At 34.4% G+C, this 25,533-nt stretch carries 26 protein-coding genes and 1 other RNA gene; 19 read left to right on the top strand and 8 right to left on the bottom strand.

Annotated features, from left to right (window positions below; genetic code table 11):
- Position 1: 1 nt before the first annotated feature.
- The gene (locus H599_RS0111130) at positions 2–964 is read right to left on the bottom strand and encodes an arginase (RefSeq protein WP_026714207.1); all 963 of its coding nucleotides are present in this window, start codon (positions 962–964) and stop codon (positions 2–4) included.
- Positions 965–969: 5 nt separating this feature from the next.
- Positions 970–2,220 (bottom strand): ornithine--oxo-acid transaminase, encoded by a 1,251-nt coding sequence (rocD, locus tag H599_RS0111125; RefSeq protein WP_026714206.1) that lies wholly within the window; start codon positions 2,218–2,220, stop codon positions 970–972.
- A 216-nt stretch (positions 2,221–2,436) separates the two neighbouring features.
- On the opposite strand from rocD, the gene H599_RS0111120 reads away from it, so the two are divergent.
- The 5 genes from H599_RS0111120 to H599_RS0111095 all read left to right on the top strand — a co-directional run bounded on the left by H599_RS0111120 (position 2,437) and on the right by H599_RS0111095 (position 6,319).
- Positions 2,437–3,453: a M28 family peptidase gene (locus H599_RS0111120; RefSeq protein ID WP_026714205.1), complete on the top strand. Its 1,017-nt coding sequence runs from the start codon at positions 2,437–2,439 to the stop codon at positions 3,451–3,453.
- Positions 3,454–3,558: 105 nt separating this feature from the next.
- Positions 3,559–4,209, top strand: a complete 651-nt coding sequence (locus tag H599_RS0111110; protein WP_026714204.1) for an HAD family hydrolase — start codon at positions 3,559–3,561, stop codon at positions 4,207–4,209.
- 16 nt (positions 4,210–4,225) lie between these two features.
- Positions 4,226–4,861: an HAD family hydrolase gene (locus H599_RS0111105; RefSeq protein WP_026714203.1), complete on the top strand. Its 636-nt coding sequence runs from the start codon at positions 4,226–4,228 to the stop codon at positions 4,859–4,861.
- A gap of 11 nt (positions 4,862–4,872) precedes the next feature.
- Entirely contained in the window at positions 4,873–5,421 is a 549-nt protein-coding gene (locus H599_RS0111100; protein WP_026714202.1) for a DUF1697 domain-containing protein, read from the top strand.
- Between the two features lie 199 nt (positions 5,422–5,620).
- Positions 5,621–6,319 carry a Crp/Fnr family transcriptional regulator gene (locus H599_RS0111095; protein WP_026714201.1) on the top strand — a complete coding sequence of 233 codons (699 nt, stop codon included), beginning with the start codon at positions 5,621–5,623 and terminating at the stop codon, positions 6,317–6,319.
- A 1-nt stretch (position 6,320) separates the two neighbouring features.
- On the opposite strand, the gene H599_RS0111090 is transcribed toward H599_RS0111095, so the two are convergent.
- A complete protein-coding gene (locus H599_RS0111090) occupies positions 6,321–7,370 on the bottom strand; it encodes an AMP-binding protein (protein ID WP_026714200.1) in 1,050 nt (349 codons plus the stop codon).
- A gap of 3 nt (positions 7,371–7,373) precedes the next feature.
- Positions 7,374–8,297, bottom strand: a complete 924-nt coding sequence (locus tag H599_RS0111085) for a CPBP family intramembrane glutamic endopeptidase (RefSeq protein ID WP_026714199.1) — start codon at positions 8,295–8,297, stop codon at positions 7,374–7,376.
- A gap of 95 nt (positions 8,298–8,392) precedes the next feature.
- On the opposite strand from H599_RS0111085, the gene arsC reads away from it, so the two are divergent.
- Both arsC and H599_RS0111075 read left to right on the top strand, forming a co-directional pair.
- Positions 8,393–8,743 carry an arsenate reductase (glutaredoxin) gene (arsC, locus tag H599_RS0111080; RefSeq protein WP_026714198.1) on the top strand — a complete coding sequence of 117 codons (351 nt, stop codon included), beginning with the start codon at positions 8,393–8,395 and terminating at the stop codon, positions 8,741–8,743.
- 88 nt (positions 8,744–8,831) lie between these two features.
- Positions 8,832–11,399 carry an outer membrane beta-barrel family protein gene (locus tag H599_RS0111075; RefSeq protein WP_026714197.1) on the top strand — a complete coding sequence of 856 codons (2,568 nt, stop codon included), beginning with the start codon at positions 8,832–8,834 and terminating at the stop codon, positions 11,397–11,399.
- Positions 11,400–11,538: 139 nt separating this feature from the next.
- Here the strand turns inward: H599_RS0111075 and H599_RS0111070 are convergent, their stop codons facing one another.
- Positions 11,539–11,730: a hypothetical protein gene (locus tag H599_RS0111070; protein ID WP_162174256.1), complete on the bottom strand. Its 192-nt coding sequence runs from the start codon at positions 11,728–11,730 to the stop codon at positions 11,539–11,541.
- Between the two features lie 152 nt (positions 11,731–11,882).
- Here H599_RS0111070 and fumC point away from each other — a divergent pair, with 152 nt between their 5' ends.
- Positions 11,883–13,268, top strand: coding sequence for a class II fumarate hydratase (gene fumC / locus H599_RS0111065; RefSeq protein WP_026714195.1), 1,386 nt, complete (start codon positions 11,883–11,885; stop codon positions 13,266–13,268).
- A gap of 139 nt (positions 13,269–13,407) precedes the next feature.
- On the opposite strand, the gene H599_RS0111060 is transcribed toward fumC, so the two are convergent.
- Positions 13,408–14,610 (bottom strand): NAD(P)-dependent oxidoreductase, encoded by a 1,203-nt coding sequence (locus tag H599_RS0111060; protein WP_026714194.1) that lies wholly within the window; start codon positions 14,608–14,610, stop codon positions 13,408–13,410.
- A gap of 202 nt (positions 14,611–14,812) precedes the next feature.
- Here H599_RS0111060 and H599_RS0111055 point away from each other — a divergent pair, with 202 nt between their 5' ends.
- The 5 genes from H599_RS0111055 to H599_RS21370 all read left to right on the top strand — a co-directional run bounded on the left by H599_RS0111055 (position 14,813) and on the right by H599_RS21370 (position 17,989).
- On the top strand, positions 14,813–16,021 hold the full coding sequence (locus tag H599_RS0111055) for a serine hydrolase domain-containing protein (RefSeq protein ID WP_026714193.1): 1,209 nt from the start codon (positions 14,813–14,815) through the stop codon (positions 16,019–16,021).
- A gap of 75 nt (positions 16,022–16,096) precedes the next feature.
- Positions 16,097–16,494, top strand: a transfer-messenger RNA (tmRNA) gene (gene ssrA, locus H599_RS20575).
- Positions 16,495–16,740: 246 nt separating this feature from the next.
- Positions 16,741–16,935 carry a hypothetical protein gene (locus H599_RS21420; protein ID WP_394330977.1) on the top strand — a complete coding sequence of 65 codons (195 nt, stop codon included), beginning with the start codon at positions 16,741–16,743 and terminating at the stop codon, positions 16,933–16,935.
- A gap of 50 nt (positions 16,936–16,985) precedes the next feature.
- On the top strand, positions 16,986–17,261 hold the full coding sequence (locus H599_RS21375; protein ID WP_316930443.1) for a hypothetical protein: 276 nt from the start codon (positions 16,986–16,988) through the stop codon (positions 17,259–17,261).
- Positions 17,237–17,989: a site-specific integrase gene (locus H599_RS21370; RefSeq protein WP_316930444.1), complete on the top strand. Its 753-nt coding sequence runs from the start codon at positions 17,237–17,239 to the stop codon at positions 17,987–17,989. Before H599_RS21375 ends, H599_RS21370 begins: the two co-directional genes overlap by 25 nt.
- A 140-nt stretch (positions 17,990–18,129) precedes the next feature.
- Here H599_RS21370 and H599_RS0111040 read toward each other — a convergent pair whose 3' ends face one another.
- Together H599_RS0111040 and H599_RS0111035 are read right to left on the bottom strand one after the other, a co-directional pair.
- Positions 18,130–19,188, bottom strand: coding sequence for a sensor histidine kinase (locus tag H599_RS0111040; RefSeq protein WP_026714191.1), 1,059 nt, complete (start codon positions 19,186–19,188; stop codon positions 18,130–18,132).
- A 625-nt stretch (positions 19,189–19,813) separates the two neighbouring features.
- Positions 19,814–20,191 (bottom strand): Fur family transcriptional regulator, encoded by a 378-nt coding sequence (locus H599_RS0111035; protein ID WP_026714190.1) that lies wholly within the window; start codon positions 20,189–20,191, stop codon positions 19,814–19,816.
- 262 nt (positions 20,192–20,453) lie between these two features.
- Here H599_RS0111035 and H599_RS20310 point away from each other — a divergent pair, with 262 nt between their 5' ends.
- Genes H599_RS20310 through folE form a run of 6 tightly spaced genes read left to right on the top strand, consistent with a single transcriptional unit; the run spans position 20,454 to position 25,474 of the window.
- Positions 20,454–21,407: a CobW family GTP-binding protein gene (locus H599_RS20310; RefSeq protein ID WP_051590715.1), complete on the top strand. Its 954-nt coding sequence runs from the start codon at positions 20,454–20,456 to the stop codon at positions 21,405–21,407.
- A gap of 1 nt (position 21,408) precedes the next feature.
- Positions 21,409–21,939, top strand: a complete 531-nt coding sequence (mog, locus tag H599_RS0111020) for a molybdopterin adenylyltransferase (RefSeq protein ID WP_026714189.1) — start codon at positions 21,409–21,411, stop codon at positions 21,937–21,939.
- A 2-nt stretch (positions 21,940–21,941) separates the two neighbouring features.
- Entirely contained in the window at positions 21,942–23,876 is a 1,935-nt protein-coding gene (thrS, locus tag H599_RS0111015; protein ID WP_026714188.1) for a threonine--tRNA ligase, read from the top strand.
- The gene (gene dcd / locus H599_RS0111010) at positions 23,877–24,407 is read left to right on the top strand and encodes a dCTP deaminase (protein WP_026714187.1); all 531 of its coding nucleotides are present in this window, start codon (positions 23,877–23,879) and stop codon (positions 24,405–24,407) included. It abuts the gene before it with no gap.
- Positions 24,394–24,798: a phosphoribosyl-AMP cyclohydrolase gene (locus tag H599_RS0111005; RefSeq protein WP_051590714.1), complete on the top strand. Its 405-nt coding sequence runs from the start codon at positions 24,394–24,396 to the stop codon at positions 24,796–24,798. Before dcd ends, H599_RS0111005 begins: the two co-directional genes overlap by 14 nt.
- 22 nt (positions 24,799–24,820) lie before the next feature.
- On the top strand, positions 24,821–25,474 hold the full coding sequence (folE, locus tag H599_RS0111000) for a GTP cyclohydrolase I FolE (protein ID WP_035141473.1): 654 nt from the start codon (positions 24,821–24,823) through the stop codon (positions 25,472–25,474).
- The last annotated feature ends 59 nt before the right edge of the window (positions 25,475–25,533 follow it).

Here is a 25,533-nt window from a genome sequence, read left to right as displayed (position 1 = left end):
ATCATTCGAAAGGCAGAATTAATGAAGAGGTAATTTGTTCCAAAACCTCAAAAGCTGCCTCAGCCATTTTATTTCCTTTGGTATCTAAAAGCGGATTGATTTCGCAAACTTCGACACAAACTACTTTTCGAGAAGCAATAATCTGATTGATAATGGCTATAATTTCATATTGATCAAAACCTTTGGAAACCGGCGTTCCGGTACCGTTAGAAATCAAATCACAATCCATAGAATCCACATCAAAAGACACATAAATCATATCACAATGAATTAACTGTGCCAGGGCTCTTTCTACACAATTCTCCAAACCTTTATAACGCACTTCCTCCACTTTGAAATTCTTAATACCTAACTCGGCAATTTGAATATCTTCTGCTTCCTCAGTATCGCGAACTCCAAAATAAATCAAATGTTCCGGAGTTAATTTAGCGCCTTCAATCCCGATATTTTTAAGTTCTTCCCAATGTTGCTGTGTTTCCTGAATAACCTCATTAATCTGACATTTGCGATTATCAAATCCCAAAGCCGCCGCCAATGGCATTCCGTGAATATTTCCGGAAGGAGATGTATAAGGAGAATGCAAATCGGCATGGGCATCAATCCAGATTACGCCTAAAGTTTTATCAGGATACTCTGTTTTGATTCCGCTTATAGTTCCTAATGCTGATGAATGATCACCTGATAAAACAATAGGAAAAAAATGTGCTTCTAAATTACGTTTTACAGCATAAGAAACCCTCGTACATTGCTCCAAAACAAATTCAATTCTCTTAGCAAATGTATTTTGAGTCTTGTCATAAATGGTCTCGTTATGGGTTTTGACATCTTCAAAAGTATATTGATTAAAATAATCACTTCCTCTATTAATCGCAGCAATTTCCAAGGCATCAATGCCTAAATCAGAGCCACGTGCGCTACCTCCTATATCAGAGCGGTTTTTAATCAATTTAATAAGACGTTCCATAAAAATTATTTAAAATCGTTTAGTGCTTTTTCAATAATAGAAAGACAATCTTTAATTTGCTCTTCGGTGATTACTAATGGCGGCGCTAAACGGATTTTGTTTCCATGAGTAGGCTTAGCCAATAAACCGTAATCTCTGAATTTTAGACAAATTTCCCATGCTAAATCTGATTCTTCGTCACAATCAATCACAATGGCATTCAACAATCCTTTTCCTCTTACTATTGCTACTAAAGGATTTCGGGCTGCAATTTCGTTTAATCCTTTTCGTAAAATTACCCCTAACCGTTCTGCGTTTTCAGCTAATTGTTCATTTTTAATCACTTCTAAAGCAGCCACAGCAACAGCAGCCGCTACCGGATTTCCACCAAAAGTAGAACCATGTTGTCCTGGTTTAATAACATCCATAATAGGATTATTAGCTAAAACCGCCGAAACCGGATACACGCCGCCCGAAAGTGCTTTCCCTAAAATTAATATATCCGGCTGCACATTTTCATGATGCACCGCCAATAATTTTCCGGTACGGGCAATTCCCGTTTGCACCTCATCAGCAATAAATAAAACATTATGTTTTTCACATAAAGCTTTGGCTTTCGCCAAATAACCTTCGCTCGGCACATAAACTCCTGCTTCTCCCTGAATAGGTTCTACTAAAAATCCGGCGATATTTTTAGACGATTCCAATACTTTTTCCAAAGCTTCGATATTGTCATATTCAATTTTGATAAATCCATCGGTAAACGGCCCAAAACTTTTTCGCGCCGTTTCATCATTTGAAAAAGAAATAATCGTAGTCGTTCTTCCGTGAAAATTATTTTCGCAAACAATAATTTGCGCCTTATTTTCGGCAATTCCTTTTACTTCATACGCCCATTTTCGGCATAATTTCAAGGCGGTTTCAACGGCTTCCGCACCAGTATTCATTGGCAAAACCTTATCAAAACCAAAATAATTCGTCACATATTCTTCATAAACACCCAATTGATCGTTGTAAAAAGCACGGGAAGTCAAAGTCAACTTTTGAGCCTGTTGCACCATTGCCCCCACAATTTCAGGATGACAATGTCCTTGATTCACAGCCGAATATGCCGATAAAAAATCATAATATTTTTTTCCGTCCACATCCCAAACAAATACACCTTCTCCTTTTTCAAGAACTACCGGCAACGGATGATAATTGTGTGCACCATAATTATTTTCTTTATTGATTAAAGCTTCTGATTTTGACGATAGCATTTCTTGTATTTGTTCCATGATATTTATATTAATTCTAATATTACAAAATTACGTATATTTTATTGCCTTTCAAAACCTTAGTAAGTTACTCAAAAAGTAAATAAACCTGCCGTTTTTCAAAGTTTTTGTATAATTCCGATAGAAGTTTTTTTCGGCTTCAAAAAATCAATTTTTTATTAGATTAATTTTCAGATATTTGTATTTATGCCTTATCTAACTTCTAGTATTTACAGAATGAAAAAATTAATTTTACTCCTTGTTTTCAGCGGTATTGCATCCTGTCAGGGGACTAAAGATGTTGCAGCAAAAAACACATTAAATCCCACAAAATTTATTAATTCCATCACTGCCGACGAACTCAAAACACATTTGTATATCGTAGCAAGTGATTCTATGGAAGGAAGAGAAACTGGTTCGGTGGGACAAAAAAGAGCCGGAAAATATCTTATTAGTCAATATCAAAAAGATAAAATTCCTTTTCCAAAAGGCGCTCAAAACTATTACCAGCACATTCCTTCGGCTTTTTTAAATAGCCGTAAAAATGAAAATCTGCCGGATTCGGAAAACATTTGGGCATTTATTGAAGGTTCGGAAAAACCGGAGGAAATCATTGTTATTTCGGCACATTACGATCATGTGGGAACTAAAAACAATGCGATTTTTTATGGCGCCGATGACGATGGCTCCGGAACTGTTGCCCTGCTCGAAATTGCTCAGGCATTCAAAATTGCTAAAAAAGAAGGTCACGGTCCTAAACGTTCGGTTTTAATTCTTCACGTTACCGGAGAAGAACACGGTCTGCACGGCTCTCGCTATTATACCGAAAATCCTTTGTTTCCCATAAAAAATACCGTTGCCGATATTAATATTGACATGATAGGACGCCGCGATGATTACCATCCTAATTCCAGCAATTATGTGTATTTAATTGGTGCCGACCGTCTTTCGAGTGAATTGGATGAAATTTGTAAAACAGTTAATGACAAATATGTTCATTTAGACTTGGATTACAAATACAATGCGTTGAACGATCCTAATAATTTTTATCGTCGTTCCGATCATTATAATTTTGCGGCTTTAGGCATTCCTTCCGTTTTTATTTTTAACGGAACTCACGCCGATTACCACCGAAAAACCGACACTCCCGATAAAATTGAATATAATGCTTTAGTCAAAAGAACCCAACTGGCTTTTGCGATTGCCTGGGAATTAGCCAACCGAGAAAACCGAATTGTAGCGGATAAAAAGTAAACAACTTATTTTTATAAATAATAAAAATGGATAAAATGCATTATCTGCTTTTATCCATTTTTCATTTTTTATCTTTGTTCCAAACTTCTTATTTAAAAATCAAAAATGAAATTTAAAGCCGTACTATTTGACTTAGACGGAACCTTAGTCAATTCCTTAAAAGACATCGCCGATTCTATTAATAAAGTATTACAAGAAAACAATTTACCTACGCACAGTTACGAAGTAGTCAATAATTTTATTGGCAGCGGACTTCGTGTTTTGGTAACCAAAGCACTTCCGGAAAGCCATCGAAATGAAGAAAATATTGAAAACTATTTTCAGGCGATGATGAGCAACTACCGCGAAAATTGCACCAACAAAACTTATGCTTACGAAGGAATTCCGGAACTTTTAAAGGAATTAAAATCCAAAAATGTAAAACTGGCTATTTTATCCAATAAAGCAGATGAATTGACCAAAAAAATTGGAGAAACTTTGTTTCCTGATTATTTTGAAATTGTGATGGGTTTGAAAAGTGAATTGACCAAAAAACCAAATCCAATTGCAGCGGTAGAAATCAGTCAGGACTTGGGTTATTCTCCTGAAGAATTCCTGTATGTTGGCGATTCCGGAATTGATATGCAAACCGCCAAAAATGCCAAGATGCACGCTGTAGGCGTACTTTGGGGCTACCGTCCAAAAGAAGAATTGCTTGCCGAAGGTGCGCAATCTATCATCAGTCATCCTTCGGAATTAATGGCGCTTTTAAACTAAGATTCAGACTAAAACCATGAAATACAAATGCATCATTTTTGACTGCGACGGCGTTTTGGTCGATAGCGAAGCGATTTCTATTGGTACTTTGGTTACTATGGCAGAAGCACATGGCGCCAAAATTGACCTCAATTATGCACATCAGTTTTTTTTAGGAAAATCACTCGAATTTTGTTTTGATTATATTGCAGAAATCGCCAATAAAAAATTACCGGAAACTTTTGAAGAAGAGTTCAGAGAACGCACTTTTGAAGCTTTTAAAAACGAACTGCAGCCTATAAAAGGAATTCACGAATTTCTGGCTAAAATAAAAGTTCCAATTGGCGTAGCTTCCAATGGTCCTGCCGATAAAATAAAACTCAATCTAACCACCACAAAGTTAATTGATAAATTTAACGGAAATATCTTTAGTGCTTACGACATTAACAGCTGGAAACCCAATCCTGAATTGTATCTCCATGCTGCTAAAACCATGGGATTTGAAGTAAAAGACTGTGTAATTATAGAAGACAGTCCCGCCGGAGTTCAGGCGGCTCTAAGCGGCGGTTTTACTGTTTTTGGCTTTACGAATCATGCGAATTTAGATGCCTTACAACAAATGAATATTCCGCTTTTTGACGATATGGAAAACTTAGAATTACTCTTACAATAAAACACCTAAAAATGACTACATATTTGGCTTTACTTCGCGGTATCAACGTTTCCGGACACAACATGATGAAAATGGATGCTTTGCAAAAAATGCTCGAAAACATGGGATTTACTAATGTGAAAACCTACATCCAAACCGGAAATGTTTTTGTTACTACTGAAGAAGAAAATCCGGCTGCTGTGGGTTTTAAAATCAAACAGGAAATTTTCAAAACTTTTGGTCATGATGTGCCTATTGTGGTAATTAACAAAGACGATTTAACAACCTGCCAGCAAAACAATCCTTTTTTGAAAGAAAAAAATGTGGATACCAAAAAACTATATGTTGCCTTCGTTTCGATGAAATTACACAAAGACCGCATTCACGACCTTAAAATGAGCGCCGTAAAACCGGATGAAGTACATATTGACCAAAACAGAATTTTTATTAAATATGCTGTTTCGGCTGGAAAAACAAGATTAGACCAAAAATACATCGAGAAAAAACTCAATCTTACTGCTACAATACGAAACTGGAATACGGTAACACATTTGTTAAAAATGTATGAAGAAACCGAATGAAAAAATATTTTGAGTACGAATTTAGTATAATTTCAATCTAAAAAATAAGAATCTGTCAAAAAGCAGTGCTGCAATTTCTAAATCCATAAAAGTGACTCAAACTAAGTAATTCAATCTTTTAAAAATACGTATTAATACTTATTTTTAATTACATTTGTTCTAGTTAAAACCGAGTTCAACTCATCAATACCAAGAACAAATGAGAGGAATTACCACAGAATGTACGAACTGTATCAACACCAATTGCTTTATCAAAAAGCATCTGCATCTGGAAAAAATGCAGGATTTTGTGTTGGAAAAAACCAATTATACCTGCAAAAAAGGGCAACAATTCATGATTGAAGGAGCACCTATTCAAGGTTTATATTTTATTCAAAAAGGTAAAGCTAAAGTACTTAAAACAGGAATTTACGGCAAAGAACAAATTGTTCGTCTTTGTAGTGATGGAGACACCATTGGCTTTAGAGGATTTGGAACCAGTAATCGCTATCTGATTGCGGCTTCAGCAATTGAAGATACTGTTTTGTGTAATTTCAGTAACGATGTCATGTATTCAATTCTAAAATCGATTCCTGAGTTCACTTATGACATGATGCTTTTTTATGCCGAAGAATTGAACAAAAGCGAAAACAGAGTGAAAAAAATTGCTCAAATGAATGTTCGCGAAAGAGTCATTGATATTTTGCTTTATTTACTTAAAAAATTCGGTCACACTAATAGTTTACTCAACATCAACCTGTCCCGAAAAGAAATCGCCGATTTTGCCGGAACGACTGACGAACAGGTTACCCGAATTCTTTCGAGCCTGAAAAAAGAAGGTATTATCAAAATTGTCAATAAAAAAATTGGTTTGCTGCATGTTGATAAATTAAACGCTGAAATTATTGAGCACAAATAAATCAAGACAAGCTTTTTAAAATTGCTTTTCGCTTTATTTTTCCGCTTTCGGTAACTTCAAAATTAGGCACAAAAAAGACCGCTTTGGGTTTTTCGTATTTATCTAATGTTTCAAAAATAGTTTCGGCTAATTCTTTTTTTTCACCTTCGATAACTAAAACTAACTTTTCACCTAAAACCGCATCCGGAATTCCGCCTACAAAAAAACGTTCGTTAATGAACAGACTTAATTTTTCTTCAATTTTTTCAGGAATTAATTTGACCCCGCCACTATTTACTACATTGTCGATGCGTCCCAAAAGTACAAACTGATGTTCATTGAGAATTTTGACCAAATCATTAGTAAACAAACGTTCGTCACTAACCAAAGGTGCATCAATAACCAAACATTCTCTTTCATCCTGTGCAATACTCACATGTGGCAAAACCGAAAAAGCTTCCACTCCAATTTTTCTGGCTGCAATATGCGTGATAGTTTCGGTCATGCCATAAGTTTCATAGACTTTGGTTTTAATTCCCTGAAGTTTTTGCTCTAACGCACTATCCGTTTTAGCACCGCCTATGATGAGTTTTTTTACCTTATAGAATTCTTTTAAGGAATTTTGAACCTGTAAAGGAACCATCGCTACAAAATCATATTCTTTGTTCAGCTGAGCCAACGGATTCGAATTAGGTGCGACAACATCAATGGCTAAGCCCAGAATAAAACTTCTAACCAACATCATTTTCCCGGCAATAAACTGAATTGGCAAACAACACAAAGCTGTATCTCCGGGTTTTAATTCGAAAAAATCCCCTGTTGCCAAAGCCGAATTCACCAATACCTGTTTGTTTTTCCTGATGATTTTAGGAGTCCCCGTTGTTCCTGAAGTTTGTAAATCAATAAAAGATCTGTCATCAAACCAATCCAATAAAAATTCCCCCATGGCTTTTTCGTGCGCATCTCCTTCTTTTATCAAATAATAAGCCGCAACCCGCAAGCCATTACTGTCAAAATGAACTCCGTTTAATTTAAAAAAATTGTGAATGTTTTTATAAGTCACTTTTCTCATGAGTTAATTATCTAAATGGATATTTCCGGTTAATTTTTCTTTCCAATCACTCCAGTTGTATTTTCTACTAAAGATAAATAAAAGCAAAGGGTAAACCAATACTACCGGCATAATAATATCATATCCCGCCTGTGGTTCGGACACATCTTTAAAAACAGAATGCGTTTGAAAAGCCGACCAGTCCGACGTTAGCAACAAAGCTCCAATAAGATTATTCGCTGCATGAAAACCCAACGCCAGCTCCATACCTTCATCCATCAGCGTGACAATTCCTAAAAACAATCCTGTCCCGATATAATACACAAAAATGATATTCCCGATTTTTGAAACTTCCGGATTAAAAAAATGCATCCCGCCAAAAATCAGCGAAGTCATCAATAACGGAAACCATTTATTTTTTGCCAAATTTCCAAAACCCTGCATCAGATAACCTCTGAAAACATATTCTTCGGTACTGGTTTGCACGGGAACCAAAAACACAGCAATAACAAATAAAATGGCAAAAGGAACGGGTTTAAAATCCAAAATATACAATTCGGGATTTAGAAAATGATACACCAAAGTTGAGCCAATGGTAAAAACAGCCCAAAGTCCGAAGGAAAACCAAATTCGGCTCCAATCGACTTTTTTTCGGGAAGTGGTCACCGAAAGCAATGTTTGATTATGCAAATACTTCACTACAAAATAAATTCCTGCAAAAGCAAAAACAAAGGAAATCAATAATAAAAACAAGGTCAGATTCGCATCTAAAAAATGCATCATTCCGTCATTTGTCGTCGGATAAGCTTCACCTGTTGCAAATGTTTTCCAAATAACCGCAACTAACAAAGGAAGTTGTCCGATAAACGACATTAAAATAATCAATCCTGAACCCAGTAAATATTTCCAAAATTTATTCTCCGAACGAATGCCTTGCTCTATAAACATTTATTTATGATTTAAAATAATACTAATTCACTTTCAAAAGCTATTTTTGCTTCTTCGAAAATAACTTTTTTATCCAAAATTTAAAAATAGAATTCATGATAGAAGTATATCACAATCCAAGATGTGGAAAATCCAGAAACTGCCTGGCTTTTTTAGATAACAGCAACCAGGAATATAAAATTACCAAATACTTAGAAGAAGCTCCCAGTGCTGAAACATTAAAGGTTTTATTAGAAAAATTACAAATCAAAGCAATTGATTTGGTACGCCAAAAAGAGAAAATTTGGATTGAAAATTACAAAAATCAGAAAATGACCGATGAAGCCGTTATTCAGGCAATGGTTTTACACCCTATTTTAATCGAAAGACCTATTATAATCAAAGGGAACAAAGCAATTATAGCCCGTGAAATGGACAAAATCGAAGCTTTCTTTAAAGAGAACTAAAATTTTTAACAGTTTTTTAATAAAACTGGTTTAAACCAAATTGCTTTTTTGGACTCCAAACACAAAAACAATAATAAAAATTTAAAAAATGCGACAAACCTTAAAATTAATTTTAGGGCTCAGCTTCTTTTTTTCTTTTTGGACAACTTATGCTAAAATAGAAAAACCAATCGCTGATCCTGTAAAAGAAAAAGTGAAAATCTCGGGGACTGTTATCGAAAAAACGACTAAACAACCGCTTGAATATGCCACAGTAACTATTACAGATACGAAAAATCCGAAAGCCATAACCGGAGGAATTACCAATGCGAAAGGAAATTTTGCCATTGAAGTCGCACCTGGAATTTACAATATTAAAATTGAATTTATCTCTTTTAAAGCAGTAGAATTCAACCAACGCAATCTGCAAAAAAATCTTGATTTAGGAACAATTTCATTAGTCGAAGATGCTGCACAATTGAACGAAGTTGTGGTTCGCGCCGAAAAATCAACGGTTGAAATCAAGCTGGACAAAAAAGTGTACAACGTTGGTCAGGACATGATTGTAAAAGGTGGAACGGTAAGTGATGTACTTGAAAACGTGCCTTCGGTTACGGTAGATGTGGAAGGAAATGTAAGCTTACGTGGCAACGAAAATGTGCGTATTTTTATTGACGGACGTCCTTCAAACTCTTTAAATATGGCTGAGGCTTTAAAACAAATTCCTGCCGATGCTATCGATAAAGTGGAAGTAATTACGAACCCTTCTGCCCGTTATGATGCCGAAGGTGGTGCCGGAATCCTGAATATTGTTTTGAAAAAAGGAAAAAATTTAGGTTTCAACGGAAGCTTCATTGCTTCTACCGGTATTCCTGAAACTTACGGTTTGAGTGCCAATTTGAATTACAAAACCGAAAAAGTAAACTTTTTTACTTCAACCGGATACGATTACAGAACCAGTGAGGGAAGAGGTTTAACGCATTCTACTTTGTTTGACGATAATAAAAATATTATTGGATATACCAATGAGGACAAAGATACCGAACGTCTTAGAAAAGGAATTTCGTCTAAAACCGGTGTGGAATGGACCATTGCTCCTAATACTTATTGGACTAACTCTATCAGTTATCGCGATAACCGAGGAACTGATAGCGATTTAGTATATTACAATTCATTTGATGCAGATAAAAACTTTATTTCAAAACGTTACCGTTTAAGTGAAGGAAGTGACAATTCAAAAGACATTGAATTAGCTTCTAATTTCCTGAAAAATTTCAATGATAAAGGCCATAAACTGACTGTTGATTTTTCTTATTCGAAAAATAAAGATAAAGAAAACTCCCTGATTACCGATGAAACTATTGATAGTGGAAATCCGGCATCAACAGATGAAACGCTAGAAAACAGAACTCAAAAACAATTTCAGGTTCAGACTGATTATGTTTTACCATTTGAAAACGGTAGTCAGTTTGAAGCTGGATATAAAGGAAATTTTAACAACCTGGACAGTCAAAACCTTATTAGTGAAGATGGTACTATTGAAGAAGGTACAATAAATGACTACCTTTCTAACATCTTAGAATATAAAGAGCGAATTAATGCGCTTTATACACAATATGGATTCAAATTAAACAAATTTTCGTATTTATTTGGTCTTAGATGGGAAGATACAAACATTGAAATCAATTCCTTACGAGAACCAAATATCAGTTACAATACTAAAAAATACAACAACTTTTTCCCAAGTGCTTTTATCAACTATGAAATATCTGATGAAAGCAGTGTGTCTTTAAGTTATAGCAAACGTTTAACCAGACCAAGAGGTCGTTTCTTAAATCCGGCAACCAACTTTTCAAGTAATATCAATTTATTCAGAGGAAATCCGGATTTGAATCCTTCTTTTACCGATAAATTTGATATTGGATATTTAAAAAAATGGGATAAAGTAACTTTCAGTACTTCAATGTATTTTGAAAATACTAAAAATGTATTCTCTTTTGTCAGAACTCCAACTGGAGATTATGTAATTACTGAAATACCAAATCCTGATTATGATTCAAATGACCCTGATAGCCCAGAATATTTGGAAACTAAAAACCCTGTAATCTTAAGCAGTCCGATTAACTTAGCCAAAGAGCAACAATTTGGTTTCGAATTTACCTTAAACTACAATCCGTTTAAAATATGGAAAATCAACAGTAGTTTTAACTTATCCAATTCAAAAACTACAGGAAGTTATACTTATACAAATGTAAATGATGAAGAAATCACGCAAGACTTAAACAACGAAACTTTCGCCTGGTTTTCACGTATCAACTCCCGTTTGACACTTCCGGCTAAAATTGACTGGCAGTTAACCGGAATGTATTTTAGTCCCAGAACAACTGCTCAGGGAAAAAACTTAGGGAATTATGTGGTAAATATGGCTTTCAGTAAAGATATCTTAAAAGACAAAGCCACTCTTGCACTAAACGTAAGCGACTTGTTTAATTCCAGAAGAATGAAATCGGAAACAAACTTAACCAGCGTAATGTCTTACAGTGAATTTCAATGGAGAAAACGACAAATTAATCTTTCTTTCACTTACCGTCTGAACATGAAGAAAACAGACAAAGACAAAAACATGCCTCGAAATAACGGTGGTGATGACAACGGTGGAGGTGAATTCCCGGGATAATATGTAATAACTTCCAAAATTTTAAATTTCAAATTCCAAATATAACAGTTGGAATTTGGAATTTTTTTTTTTACAGAAAGTACTTTTGGGGAATAAAAAAAGGATTCGTAAAAACGAATCCTTTTTTATTAAATCTCAATTATAGAGATTCTTGTTTTTTTGCTTTCTTTTCTTTGAAACGCTCCCAAGCTGCTCCTCCTACCCAGTAAGATACGAAGCTAACCAAGAAAAACATCAACCAAAACCCCATTGTAAGGATGGTTAAGAAAAGTAAAAAGCCTAAATACTGTGAAAATTCAAACATGTTTTCCGGAATTTTGAATGTAGCCACAAATGTAACAGTTAATTTTTTTCTTAGCAATAAAAACCGCCTTCAATTTTCATAAAAATACATTTATGCGTACATTTAAACAGCTTTTTGTTAATTAAAAAAAAATTCAATTCGTCTTTGCGTTAAAAATAGCCAACTTTTATTCAAAAATCATGAAATACCGAATCGAAAAAGACACACTGGGCGAAGTTCAGGTTCCTGCCGATAAATATTGGGGCGCACAAACCGAACGTTCCCGAAACAATTTCAAAATTGGACCATCAGCTTCAATGCCCATGGAAATTATTATGGGTTTTGCTTATTTAAAAAAAGCCGCTGCCTTTAGCAATTGTGATTTAGGCGTTTTATCTTCTAAAAAACGCGATGCCATTGCCGCTGTTTGTGACGAAATTTTAGGAAGAAAACTCGATGATCAGTTTCCTTTGGTGATTTGGCAAACCGGTTCCGGAACCCAAAGCAATATGAATGTCAATGAAGTGATTGCTAACAGGGCTCAGGTTTTAAAAGGATTAGAAATTGGCGCAGACGAATCTTTTCTGAAAGCCAATGACGATGTCAATAAATCGCAGTCTTCCAATGATACTTTTCCAACAGCCATGCACATTGCGGCTTACAAAGCCATTGTTGAAAAAACCATTCCCGGAGTCGAGAAATTAAGAGATACTTTAAACATTAAAGCCAAAGCATTTCAAAAAGTCGTAAAAATAGGCCGGACTCATTTAATGGATGCCACTCCACTAACGCTCGGACAGGAACTTTCCGGCTATGTTGCCCAACTCGATCACGGCATAAAAGCTTTAAAAAATACTTTGTCCCATTTAGCAGAATTGGCCTTAGGTGGAACCGCCGTAGGCACCGGGCTAAACACTCCCAAAAGCTATGATGTAAAAGTAGCTGAATATATAAGTCAGTTTACAGGATTTGCTTTTATAACTGCTAATAACAAATTTGAAGCCTTAGCGGCGCACGATGCCATAGTAGAATCGCATGGAGCATTGAAACAATTAGCGGTTTCTTTGAATAAAATTGCCAATGATATTCGAATGCTGGCTTCGGGACCACGCTCAGGAATTGGGGAAATTCTCATTCCGGAAAACGAACCTGGCTCTTCTATTATGCCTGGAAAAGTAAACCCAACACAATGCGAAGCTTTAACAATGGTTTGTGCTCAGGTAATGGGAAATGATGTTGCTATTTCTATTGGAGGCATGCAGGGACATTATGAACTAAATGTTTTCAAACCGATGATGGCAACCAACTTCCTGCAATCGGCAGAATTATTAGGAGATGCCTGTACTTCATTTGACAAGCATTGTGCTCAGGGAATTGAACCAAATTACAAACGCATCAAAGAATTAGTCGATAATTCGTTAATGTTAGTTACGGCTTTAAACACTAAAATTGGCTATTATAAAGCTGCCGAAATAGCGCAAACAGCTCACAAAAACGGAACAACTCTTAAAGAAGAAGCCGTTCGTTTGGGTTATGTAACTCCTGAGGAATTTGACCAATGGGTAAAACCGGAAGATATGGTATGATTTTTAACCACAAAGTCCGCAAGGCTCTTTCTTCTTATTGTTTTGAAAAAAGCAAAGTTCACAAAGCTTTGCACACTTTGCGCTTTTATTTAAACTTTCCTAAGCAATTTCTTAGCGCGCTTTGCGGTAAAAACCAGACCTATTTATTATCTGCAAAATCTTGCAAATAACTAAATCTTGGTGTCAATTTACCGTTTTCGGTGATTTTTGCTCTTTGTAAAATACCGTCTTTGTCACCATTAAAAAAAGCAGGCAAAACCTTTTCGAAAAACATTTCTCCAAAACCTTCGCTGGCATCTTTGGGCAATTCGCAAGGCAAATTATCGACTGCCATTACCACAATTGCAGCCGGATGAAACAAATCGACTTCCTTATTTTCAAAAGGTAAATAACCATAAAAAGGATCTTCAATAGTACTGGAGCGTAATGTAGAAGCAATCGGTCCGTTAATATCACAGGAAATATCACCTACAATTTTTACCTTACAATCTTTAGCCTTTAACATTTCCTGAGTTAAAATTAAAGGCGCTTCATTAGCATGAAAATGCGCGGTAATCACAATATCGGAAACTTTAGTAAAGCGTTCAAAGTTGCTTTCATAATCCTGCGGATTTTGGAAAAAATAAGCTGAATCTAAAACGGCTCCGTCTTTTCTTTGGTTATAATCTAAAACATCAATTTGCGTATAAACGGACTGCGAATATTTTTTTGTCAAAAAATTATCTACCGTAACGGATTTAACCTTGATAGCATCCAGAATTTCCTTAACCCCGCCTCCTACTTTTCCGGTTCCGGTTACAACAAATTTTAATGGTGGCAGCATATTTCTTTTCAAAGAACGAATCAAATCTTCTTTTCCGGAGAGTGTATCGGCTTTGGGTAATTTGAACAATTCAAATTTAATTCCAAAAGCCCGGATACTATTGTAAACTCCTACCATTCCGGCATATCGTCCAAAGCCAATCAAACGGTTATTTTGAGTGTCAACCAGCGTTTCGTGGTCATAAAACGTTATATTTTTTGCTAATAAATTCTGCAATAAAGTTCTGTTATAAACCTGTTTTTTAATCGTATGTGAAAAAAAGAAATAGGCTTTATCAGGAATTAAATTTTCAACCGGAACTTCTTTTACACCAAACAAAACATCACAATCACTAAGATCACTTACCACTTTTATCCCTGCATTTTCATAGTCAGCATCACTAAAAACTCTAACATCCGAACTTTCCACAGCAAATTCTAATTCCGGATAAAGCGTCTGGATTTTTACCAATTGTTCAGGAGAAAAAATAACTCTCCGGTCGGTCGGTTTTTTTCTCTCTTTTATAATTCCAAATTTCATATCTATTAAATTTTTATTTTCAATTTACTTATTACAAAAACCACTTTTGTACTAAAATAAACGGTTCAAAACATTAAAAGCTGAAAGCCAAAAACATAGCAAAAATGCCTTAAAAAAACTTTCAAAAAATTCTGTTAACGTTAAAAAAAACGACTATAAAACGCGTTCGATTCTATATATTTGCCCTTATAGCCCTCACAAAATGATTTTCATAAAAAAGACAAATATACTACAATTACTCATGCTTATTCTGGTTTTGAGTTCTTGTAATCAAAAGAAAAGAACTAACAATTTAGAATCCAACATTCCTAAGGATACCATGCCGCACATGGAACCTCCTACTCAAAAATTACCTAAATTATCGGCTCAGTATATTAAAAGTAAAAGAAATGCTATTGAACATTTTTACAATAAAAACTGGTCTCACAACTGCATGAACGGAAGTTTTTTAGTCGCTCAAAATGGACAAATTATCTTCGAAAAATACGAAGGCATGGCTAATTTCAGAGACAAAAGACCTATTACAGCCACGACTCCGCTCCATTTGGCTTCAGTTAGTAAAGTATTGACCGCATCGGCAATTTTGAAATTAATTGACGCTAAAAAAATTGGTCTAGACCAAAAAGTAAATACCATCTTACCCCGATTTCCTTTTCCGGAAGTTACAGTAAAAATGCTACTAAATCACCGAAGCGGTATGCGTAATTATGCTTATTTTACCGACAAAAAAGACGGAGTTTGGGATAGACACAATATCCTTACGAACAAAGATATTGTAGAATTAATGGCAACTAAAAACGTTGGTTTAGAAGCCAGAACCAACACCCGTTTTGCCTATTGCAATACCAACTATGCCGTTTTGGCACTTATTATTGAAAAAGTAACCGGACTAAGCTATAAAAAAGCTATGGAGCGCATGATTTTTAAACCTTTGGGAATGAATCACACCTTTGTTTTTGATTATGATCAGGACAAAGACAGCATTGTTCCTTCTTATAAAGGCAACAAAGTGGAAATAGGAAAAGACTATCTTGATAAAATTTACGGAGACAAAAATATTTATTCCACTCCAAGAGATTTATTAAAATTTGATTTAGCACGAAATAATCCTAATTTTTTAAGCCCCAAATTATTAAAATTGGTTTATACTCCTTTTAGTCAGGAACGTAAAGGAGAAAAAAATTATGGTTTAGGAATTAGAATGATTAACTGGGAAACCGGTCAAAATTTCTACTTCCACAACGGTTGGTGGCACGGAAACACTTCGGCTTATATTACTTTATTAAAAGAACATGTTACCATTATTGCTTTATCAAATAAATTTACTACCAGAACTTATCAGGTAAAAAAAATAGCACCTTTGTTTGGTGATTATCCTTTCAAATTAAGTAAGGAAGAAAAAGAGGAATAATTTTTGCATTGAGACTATTTGATAGTCATATTAAATTGTATATTCGCACACTCAAATTTTTTGAGAAAATAAACTGGGGTCGACTGGTTTTGACAGCAAGTCGAATTGAACAGTAAGCACGTCGAGCATTGAGACCTTGCTCGTAAATATAAGATTTCGAACTTTTAAACGGCGAAAATACTTACGCTTTAGCTGCATAATCTGAATTATAGTACGATTACGCCACGTCCCTACAAGGTAGGGAAGCTGGATTCTCCTTGAAAGCCTTGGTTTATGGCGGTCAGTACAGGGGAACCGTAAAAATAGACCTAGATTTCCGTTAGCTTCGGACGGATTTCGAAAATTAAGAAGCTAAGTAGTATGTGGTTGTTTCTGGCCTGGCATCCTATCGAAAATTCAATCAGGAAATAAGCGTGTAGAAAGCTCTTTAGTTGCTTGTTTGGACCCGGGTTCGATTCCCGGCGACTCCACAAAAACAAATTCAAATTGGTTCAAAAGCCTGTAAATCGTATGATTTACAGGCTTTTTTGTTTTTGGTGCTATCCAAATTATCTATTAAATCTCAAATCATTGGTGCTAAAATCGGTTACCCTAAAAAACATCAAAACAGGGTAACCGAATTTCTCGCAAAGCCAGTGATAGCAAGCAGTTCAAAAGATGAACATCTTGACAAATGAGCATTAAATAATTAATTTGAATAACATTAAAGTCACCACAAAATGAAACACAAAATATCAATACTTTTCTACGTAAAAAGTTCTAAAGCATCTAAAAACGGTTTACTTCCCATTTATCAGAGAATAACTATTAACGGTACTCGTATTGAATTAAGCACCTCTAAGTTTGTAGAAAAATCAAATGGAATACAGCGGCAGGCAAAATCAAAGGAAATTCAGAAGAAGCCATACTGTTAAATAGTTACCTTGATATTCTTAAAAACAAAGCCTATGAAATAGAAAAATGGATGGTAAATAACAACCAGGAAATTAATGCCCAAACTTTCAAAAATAAGCTTTTAGGTATTGAAGAAAAACAAAGAAAATTAATTATTATTTTTGAAGATCACAATAAACGCATGAAAGAGCTAATCGGTAAAGAATTCTCGATTAACACTTATAAGAAATATGAAACATCTCTCAGTCACACGAAAGAATTTCTAAAGTATCAATATTCTATAAATGACATTTCAATAAAACAAGTAGATATAGCTTTTTTATTAATGATTTTTATTTTTACTTAAGAAACATCAAAAATTGCAACAATAACTCAACAATAAAGTATGTTAGAAACTTTGGCAAAATAGTAAAGCAGTGTTATATTAATGGATGGATTGAAAAGGATCCATTTATAAATTACAAGGGTAAAGTAAAAGAAACAGAAAGAACCTATCTCACTGAAAATGAAATTGATTCATTACTGAATAAAAACTTTAAAATAAAGCGCTTAGAATTAGTTCGAGATATGTTTATTTTTTCCTGTTTTACAGGTCTTGCTTATATTGATGTTTTCAATTTAACAAAATCCAATATTGTGCTTGGTATAGATGGTGAAAAATGGATTTCAACTCATAGACAGAAAACGGAAAGTGCTTCTAAAATCCCAATCCTTCCGGTAACACAAATGATTATTGACAAATACGAAAATCATCCACAATGCAATAATAAAAACAAGTTACTCCCTATTCTATCCAATCAAAAAATGAATGCTTATTTAAAAGAGTTAGCTGATATTTGTGAAATAGACAAAGAACTAACATTCCACATTGCCCGACACACTTTTGCAACCACCGTAACGCTTACCAATGGTGTTCCTATTGAAAGTGTAAGTAAAATGTTAGGACATAAAAATCTGAGAACTACCCAACACTATGCTAAAGTATTGGATAGAAAAGTAAGTGAGGATATGAAAATACTAAAGAATAAATTCACAATAATCAATTGTAACAATTCAAAAAAACAAGCTAATTGATTTTCTATATCCAATAGACTACCTCAGGACAGAGCCTCTGAGGTAATTTATTAAATTTTCAAAAACATTCTGTAACATCATAACTAGCATTGTTTTTCTTTAAATCATCTTATCTAATTACCTCTTTAATAAAAGACATTTTAGTTAACAATTGAAGTTATTTCATTAATTCTATTTGGCAAATAAATAGTAAAAGTGGTACCAATATTTTCTGTGCTTTCAAATTTAATATGCCCTCCGACTTTCTCAATACCATATCTAAGAGTGTAAAGACCAATTCCACTACCACTGGCCTGATTAGTTGCCCGATAAAATAATTTAAAAATGTTTTTTTGTAAATTTGCAGCTATCCCTATTCCATTATCAGTAATTATAATTTTTGTGAAATTATTATCTGCTCTTGAAACATTAATTTTTATATGTGAATCATTTTGTCCTTCCTTTCGATATTTTATTGCATTATCAATGAGATTTTGAAATAAAGAATTTACAATAAGTTTATCGAAATAAAAATCCGGTATTATTTCTATATTCTCTTCAAATCGTATCGTGTTATAACCAGGTAAATAAGCAAGCGATTTTTTGACGTCAAGTATAATTTGTTTAAAATTTATTAATTCTAAATGGGTATTCCCTTTTTGAATTCTTAGCGTTTTGTTAACCTGATCTAAAGTGTCCATTAGTTGTTTTATGCTTTCCTGCACTAATTCAAAGTACATTTTTAATTCATCAGCATCATTAGGTTCATTAAGGGCTAGATCGGTAATTCCTAATATACTTGCTATTGGACTATTAACATCATGGGCTACTTTATAAGAAAACAACTCCAAAGCACTTATCGTGTTTTTTAACTCTGTTATATTTGATGCGGTTACACCAATACCGTCCCCTACTTTAAATACTTTTAGCCTGTTATGTTGGTTTCCGTATTTTGGGTGGCTTAAACTATCTTCAATAATAACTGGATTTCCTGTTCTGATTACCTCTAGGTATTTGTCATATAATCCTTTTTCTTTTACATCGGGTCCAACTTCTAAAATATTTTTACCAATGATTTCATTATAATCCAGATGATAGTATTTAAGCATGTTATCATTTATATCAATTATATTTAAATCCTTATCAAATACTATAAAATGTAAATCCGCATTATTAAAAAAATCTGAACGAAGATTTTTTAAATCATTTTCTTTTGTCATGGTGATACTTGTATATTAATTGTGCTAAAGAGAAAACAAGTTGTTGTGTAATTAACAAGTTATGATTTTTTTGTTATATTTATTCAAAAAAATTTGACTTTTTTGTAGTAACAATACTATTATTAATGATTATTTGTTCCAATGAATTTTTTCTCTGTAGATTTTAATTTATTAGCAAAAAAAACTTTCTTTATACTACTATTCTTTAAATATTAGGAGGCATTTTTTTTCCTATTATAATTGTGCCGTGACCAGAAGCTATAGTTAAATCTGTTAGTCTGTTTATTGGTCTAACTATAGTTTATATTCAGGAAACATCATCAATGGCTTGAATTTTTGTATTAGGTAAATGCATCGAATATTTGTTGCCCCGACAAATAATAACCTAGATTAATATGAACCTGTTTCCTGTGGTACATGGTATTCTAAAGGTATTAGACAAAAGTGAATGAGGATGATTTTAAGAGATAAATTTATTTCAAATCCAATTTTACAATCCAAAAAAAATATTTAAGAACAAATTCATTTTGAATATTATGTTATCCTATAAAATGAATAAATTCAAATTAAAAATTGGATTTAATAAAACATAATTCATTTATTGGTTCTCTAACTCATAAATATCTTAAATGCAATTAGGACACAAACCTGTCAAAGTAAAATTTACTCCTTTAATTAAATAATTATCTGGCAGTTTAAACATTGGAACCACATTTTCTAAACAAGTCACGGATTTACATTTTTCGCAACTAAAATGAACGTGGTTATGGGAATGATTTTCATGCGAATGACTACAGCTGGCATATTTTACCGTTCCGTCTGTAGTAGCAATTTTATGAATCACGTCTTCGTTGACCAAACGGTCTAAAACCCTGTAAATGGTTACCCTATCACATAAATCTCCTGTCAATTTTTGAATTTCAGCATGTGACAATGCTACTTCAGAATGGGTTATTAATTCTAAAATAGCGGCTTTGGCAATGGTATTTCGGGTTGTTTTCATATTTCACAAAAAATAACGCAACATTGTTGCGTTTAATAAATTATCAAGTACATTTGCAACTAAATTGCATTAAGCAAATATACAAGAAAATGAAGAAACAGCAACAACAACCGCTAATTTCAAATATTCACTGGATTGATACTTTTTTTCCTGTATTGGATTGTAGTCTCAAAACCAGCAATGAAGTGGAATCGGAATGGTAGTTGGACTTTTTTTGAAGCATAAATAACATTTTAAAATCACATTCGAAATAAATAATCCAATGGAACAACTAAAAAAAATTAACGTTTACATCATCACAGGTTTTTTAGGCTCAGGAAAAACAACAGCGTTGAACAATTTGTTACAACAATATTCTGCTGAAAAAAATGTAGTGATAGAAAACGAATTTGGAAAAATAAATATTGATGCAACGCTGGTAAACGGAACATTTGAAAACGTTTATGAACTCACAAATGGTTGTATTTGCTGTTCGATAAACAACCAATTGCTAGAAACCTTGACTCGAATTATTACTTTAGAAAACCAGCCTGACAATTTGTTTATAGAAACAACAGGTATTGCCGATGCTGGAGAAATTGCAGCAAATTTCACTTCTCTTTTTGTGTCAGAAGTCTTTGATTTAAAGAAAATTATAACCGTTGTCGATGCAGAAAATTTACTTTTCTATAAAGATTCTAACCCTGAAGTACAAAAGCAAATTGTAGCTGCTGATTGTGTCATTATCAATAAATCAGCCTTGGTTACAACCGAAATTATTGGAGCTATAAAAGATTTCACACAAGCTGTAAATCCGTATGCCTCTATTATTTTATCCAATGATGGTTCTCTTGACCGAATGAATTTGGAAACAGCAAACACTCAAAAAATACTAACGCCTACCACAATTTATAAATCCGAAAGCGTTCATAAAATCAAAACAATGTTTTATGAAACAGATTCTTTTTTTGACATTCAAAAATTAAAATACGAGCTTTTTAAAAATCTGTATTTATACTACCATCAAATTTATAGGATAAAAGGCTATGTTTTAAATGCAAAAAATGAAGTTTTATTAGTACAAACTACAGGAAAAACAGTAGTCATTACGCCAGCCAAAAACCAAAAGATTTCAAAAAGTCAGTTAGTTTTTATTGGAAAAGAATTAGAATTAAAAACTATAGAGCGTTTACTCAAAAGTGCTATTGTCAAAAATAAAAAAATACAAGTATCCTAAAATGGAAAAGATAAAAATAGGAATCCTTACTGTGTCTGACCGGGCCAGCAAAGGAATTTATGAAGATATATCTGGTGCCGAAATTAGAAAAGTAGTTGACAGTTATACAAATGACAGCGGTGATTTTGCCTGTTCCATAATACCGGACGAAGAAGATTTAATACTCGAAAAATTAATTTACTTATCCGATGTCGAAAAATGCAACCTGATTTTTACTACTGGCGGAACGGGTCCAGCATTGCGAGACGTAACACCCGAAGCAACTGAAAAAGCCTGTCAAAAAATGCTTCCCGGTTTTGGCGAATTGATGCGTGCAGCAAGTCTTGCTTATGTTCCCACAGCTATATTATCAAGACAAACGGCGGGAATCAGGAACCAAACATTAATCGTCAATTTACCCGGAAAACCCAGTGCCATCGAAACCTGCCTGAAAGCAATTTTTCCAGCCATACCCTATTGCATTGATTTACTCGAAGGCCCATTTATGATTTGCAATCCAGAAACTATTTCCATTTTTAGACCTGAAAAATAATTATGACTACCATATTCTTACCTTTAAATACACAAAAATCATTCCGCCAAGAATGGGTTACTTTAGTGGATGTTGCTCAATCTATAAGCAATTCGTTAGCCAAAGAAGTCCTCGTGGCAAATGCAAACGGACAAATTATAGACCTAAATACTAAGATTGAAAATGAATCCAAAGTTAATTTGCTGACCTGGAAAGACGATGAAGGCAAAAATGCCTTTTGGCATACTACTGCTCATTTGCTTGGAGCGGCTTTGCAGGAATTATATCCGGGTATACAACTGGGAACAGGCCCGGCAATAGAAAACGGATTCTATTATGATGTTGATTTTGGCGAATACAAATTTACCGATGCCGATTTTGTTAAAGTCGAAAATAAAATACTGGAATTAGCCCAGCAAAAATTATTGAACGTGAGAAGAGAAGTTTCAAAAACTGAAGCTACCACATTTTTTACAAAACAATCCAACAAGTATAAATTAGAATTAATTGAAGGTTTGCCTGACGGGACAATTACGTTTTACGAAACAGGAAATTTTACCGATTTGTGTGCAGGTCCTCATATTCCGAATACTTCATTTATCAAAGCCGTAAAACTTATTGCTATTTCCGGAGCGTATTGGCGTTCCAACGAAAAAAACAAAATGCTAACTCGTGTCTATGGAATTTCGTTTCCTAAAAAAATGGAACTTGACCACTATCTCGAAGCTTTAGAAAAAGCAAAACAACGTGACCATCGTAAGCTGGGCAAAGAATTGGATCTTTTTTATTTTGATGAAGAAGTCGGAATGGGGTTGCCGTTATGGGCTCCAAAAGGCGAAGCGTTACGCCAAAATTTAATTGGGTTTCTCAAAAAAATACAAATGCGGGCAGGTTATCAGCACGTAGCAAGTCCGCATATTGGTAAAAAAGAATTGTATATCACTTCTGGACATTATGCCAAATACGGTCAAGATGCTTTTCAGCCTATAAAAACACCTGCCGAAAATGAGGAATTTTTTCTAAAACCAATGAACTGTCCGCATCATTGCAAAATATACGCCGCCAAACCCCGAAGCTACAAAGATATGCCTATAAAATATGCCGAATTTGGCACCGTATATCGCTATGAACAAAGTGGGGAATTGCACGGACTAACTCGGGTGCGAGGATTTACCCAAGATGATGCCCATATTTATTGCCGACCAGACCAACTCAAAGCCGAGTTTTTAAAGGTAATCGATTTAGTAAACTTGGTCTATGGGAAATTAGGATTTACTGATTTTCAGACCCAAATTTCTTTGCGCGATACTGCAAATAAAGAAAAATATTTAGGTACAGACGAAATGTGGAATTTAGCCGAAAATGCCATTATAGAAGCCACACAAGAACGAGGGATGAAAACCACCACCAAGGAAGGCGAAGCGGCATTTTATGGGCCAAAACTCGACTTTATGGTGCGTGATGCCATTGGACGAAAATGGCAAATTGGCACAATCCAGGTGGATTATATGATGCCCGAAAATTTTGATTTGACTTATACCGGAACCGATAATGCCTTGCACAGACCAGTAATGATTCATCGGGCATTGTTTGGTTCCATGGAACGATTTATTGCACTTTTAATTGAACATACTGGGGGTAATTTCCCCGTTTGGCTCGCACCAATCAAAGTAATTCTGTTACCTATTGCATCCAAATACATTCCCTATTGCCAGGAAATTGTCAATCAAATCAACGAGGAATTCGATTTGCAAATTGAAGTCGATGAGCGGGAGAAAAAAATTGGACGCAAAATCAGGGATGCCGAAACACAAAAAATACCCTATATGCTTATCGTGGGCGAAAAAGAGAACCAAGAAAAAAAAGTTTCGATTCGGATACACGGTCAAGGCGACAAAGGAGCTGTTTTGATTTCGGAATTTATGGCAAATTTTAGACAGGAACTAAAAATAATCTAGATGATTTTAAGCGGAAAAGAAATAGAAAAAAAGCTCGGAAAGGATATTTCGATTGAGCCTTTCGATGCAAAACAACTCAATCCCAATAGTTACAATTTGAGATTGCACGAGGAATTATTGGTCTATGACACTACCATTTTAGATATGAAAATGGAGAATAAAGCGTCGATAATTAGTATCCCAAAATCGGGATTGCTTTTAGAACCCAATAAACTCTATTTAGGAAGAACCGTAGAATATACCAAAACCCATAATTATGTGCCAATGCTGGAAGGCAGAAGCAGTATTGGACGTTTAGGAATGTTCATACACGTTACGGCAGGTTTTGGCGATGTTGGTTTTGAAGGCTATTGGACACTTGAAATCTTCGTCATTCAGCCTTTGATTATTTATCCCAATATTGAAGTTTGCCAAATTTATTACCACACTATCGAAGGCGAATTTGAAACGTACATAAGTGGAAAGTATCAAAAAAACGATTGCATCCAACCGAGTTATTTATTTAAAGACTTTGAAAATGAAAATTGGTAACGCCGAATTAGAAGAAACTGACGAACTCAACCTGCAATTTCAAAAAAGAAATGGACTACTTCCTGTTGCTGTTCAGGAAACAAGTACAGGACAAATATTGATGTTGGCTACCGTAAACAAAGAGGCTTTCGAAATTAGCATAAAAACCCGAAAAGCAACCTTTTATAGCACGTCAAGAAACGAAATATGGACAAAAGGATTGACCTCCGGTAATACGCTAAAAATAGACAATATACTGGTAGATTGTGATCAGGACGCATTGGTATATCAAGTTACGCTGGAAAAAGGTGGGGTTTGTCACACCTTTAATCAAAAGGGAAAGAACAGAAAAGCTTGTTTTTATCGAAAAATAAATTGGACAGAAAGTAAGCTGGATTTTATAGAAGAATAAAACTATTTAAAAAGAAATACCTATGAAACAACAACATAAAATAGCAGATAGTATTGGCGATAATCATATTAGTACATCAGCAGAAACTCCGTTGCGAGCCGATGCCTTTGTGATGCCTGATGACCAAAAAATAGAAGCCATTGCAGAACACTACAAAAAAATAATGGAAATTTTGGGACTCGACTTAACGGATGATAGCTTGAGAGGAACACCATATAGAGTGGGTAAAATGTATGTAAAAGAACTCTTTTCTGGTTTAAATCCCAAAAACAAACCCGAAATTTCGGTTTTTGACAACAAATACCAATACAACAAAATGCTGGTAGAGAGCCAAATTACATTTAACTCCTCCTGCGAGCACCATTTTTTACCCATTATTGGGGTAGTTCACATTGGGTATATTTCTTCGGGAAAAGTAATTGGACTTTCAAAAATGAATCGAATTGTAGCCTATTACGGCAGACGACCGCAAGTACAAGAACGAATGACCATTCAGATTTTTAATGAATTAAAAACAGCCTTACAAACCAATGATGTTATTGTTGTCGTAGAAGCCGAGCATCTTTGTGTATCCACCAGAGGTGTGAATGACAAAACAACCAAAACGACAACTCTTGAATATGGAGGGAAATTTGAAGAAGATCAAGTGAGAAATGACTTTTTTAAGATGATTTAATTTTAAGAATAATGTAACCAACCGGATTTTCATTACTATTTAAAACTCAAAATATTGAT

Source organism: Flavobacterium daejeonense DSM 17708 (genome assembly GCF_000425425.1).
In the GTDB taxonomy this organism is placed as follows: domain Bacteria; phylum Bacteroidota; class Bacteroidia; order Flavobacteriales; family Flavobacteriaceae; genus Flavobacterium; species Flavobacterium daejeonense.
The sequence above is the reverse complement of the archived record's forward strand: the minus strand, read 5'-3'. Positions and strand labels throughout refer to the sequence as shown.

Bases quoted from the DNA above. Each gene is read 5' to 3' on its own strand.
- rocD (WP_026714206.1), bottom strand. From the start codon at position 2,220: ATGGAACAAATACAAGAAATGCTATCGTCAAAATCAGAAGCTTTAATC.
- H599_RS21375 (WP_316930443.1), top strand. From the start codon at position 16,986: ATGGTAAATAACAACCAGGAAATTAATGCCCAAACTTTCAAAAATAAG.
- H599_RS21420 (WP_394330977.1), top strand. From the start codon at position 16,741: ATGAAACACAAAATATCAATACTTTTCTACGTAAAAAGTTCTAAAGCA.
- H599_RS0111105 (WP_026714203.1), top strand. From the start codon at position 4,226: ATGAAATACAAATGCATCATTTTTGACTGCGACGGCGTTTTGGTCGAT.
- H599_RS0111040 (WP_026714191.1), bottom strand. From the start codon at position 19,188: ATGACAAAAGAAAATGATTTAAAAAATCTTCGTTCAGATTTTTTTAAT.
- mog (WP_026714189.1), top strand. From the start codon at position 21,409: ATGGAAAAGATAAAAATAGGAATCCTTACTGTGTCTGACCGGGCCAGC.
- arsC (WP_026714198.1), top strand. From the start codon at position 8,393: ATGATAGAAGTATATCACAATCCAAGATGTGGAAAATCCAGAAACTGC.
- fumC (WP_026714195.1), top strand. From the start codon at position 11,883: ATGAAATACCGAATCGAAAAAGACACACTGGGCGAAGTTCAGGTTCCT.
- H599_RS0111130 (WP_026714207.1), bottom strand. From the start codon at position 964: ATGGAACGTCTTATTAAATTGATTAAAAACCGCTCTGATATAGGAGGT.
- thrS (WP_026714188.1), top strand. From the start codon at position 21,942: ATGACTACCATATTCTTACCTTTAAATACACAAAAATCATTCCGCCAA.
- H599_RS0111075 (WP_026714197.1), top strand. From the start codon at position 8,832: ATGCGACAAACCTTAAAATTAATTTTAGGGCTCAGCTTCTTTTTTTCT.
- H599_RS0111060 (WP_026714194.1), bottom strand. From the start codon at position 14,610: ATGAAATTTGGAATTATAAAAGAGAGAAAAAAACCGACCGACCGGAGA.
- H599_RS0111090 (WP_026714200.1), bottom strand. From the start codon at position 7,370: ATGAGAAAAGTGACTTATAAAAACATTCACAATTTTTTTAAATTAAAC.
- dcd (WP_026714187.1), top strand. From the start codon at position 23,877: ATGATTTTAAGCGGAAAAGAAATAGAAAAAAAGCTCGGAAAGGATATT.
- H599_RS0111120 (WP_026714205.1), top strand. From the start codon at position 2,437: ATGAAAAAATTAATTTTACTCCTTGTTTTCAGCGGTATTGCATCCTGT.
- H599_RS0111085 (WP_026714199.1), bottom strand. From the start codon at position 8,297: ATGTTTATAGAGCAAGGCATTCGTTCGGAGAATAAATTTTGGAAATAT.
- H599_RS0111095 (WP_026714201.1), top strand. From the start codon at position 5,621: ATGAGAGGAATTACCACAGAATGTACGAACTGTATCAACACCAATTGC.
- H599_RS0111055 (WP_026714193.1), top strand. From the start codon at position 14,813: ATGATTTTCATAAAAAAGACAAATATACTACAATTACTCATGCTTATT.
- folE (WP_035141473.1), top strand. From the start codon at position 24,821: ATGAAACAACAACATAAAATAGCAGATAGTATTGGCGATAATCATATT.
- H599_RS0111110 (WP_026714204.1), top strand. From the start codon at position 3,559: ATGAAATTTAAAGCCGTACTATTTGACTTAGACGGAACCTTAGTCAAT.
- H599_RS20310 (WP_051590715.1), top strand. From the start codon at position 20,454: ATGGAACAACTAAAAAAAATTAACGTTTACATCATCACAGGTTTTTTA.
- H599_RS0111035 (WP_026714190.1), bottom strand. From the start codon at position 20,191: ATGAAAACAACCCGAAATACCATTGCCAAAGCCGCTATTTTAGAATTA.
- H599_RS0111100 (WP_026714202.1), top strand. From the start codon at position 4,873: ATGACTACATATTTGGCTTTACTTCGCGGTATCAACGTTTCCGGACAC.
- H599_RS0111005 (WP_051590714.1), top strand. From the start codon at position 24,394: ATGAAAATTGGTAACGCCGAATTAGAAGAAACTGACGAACTCAACCTG.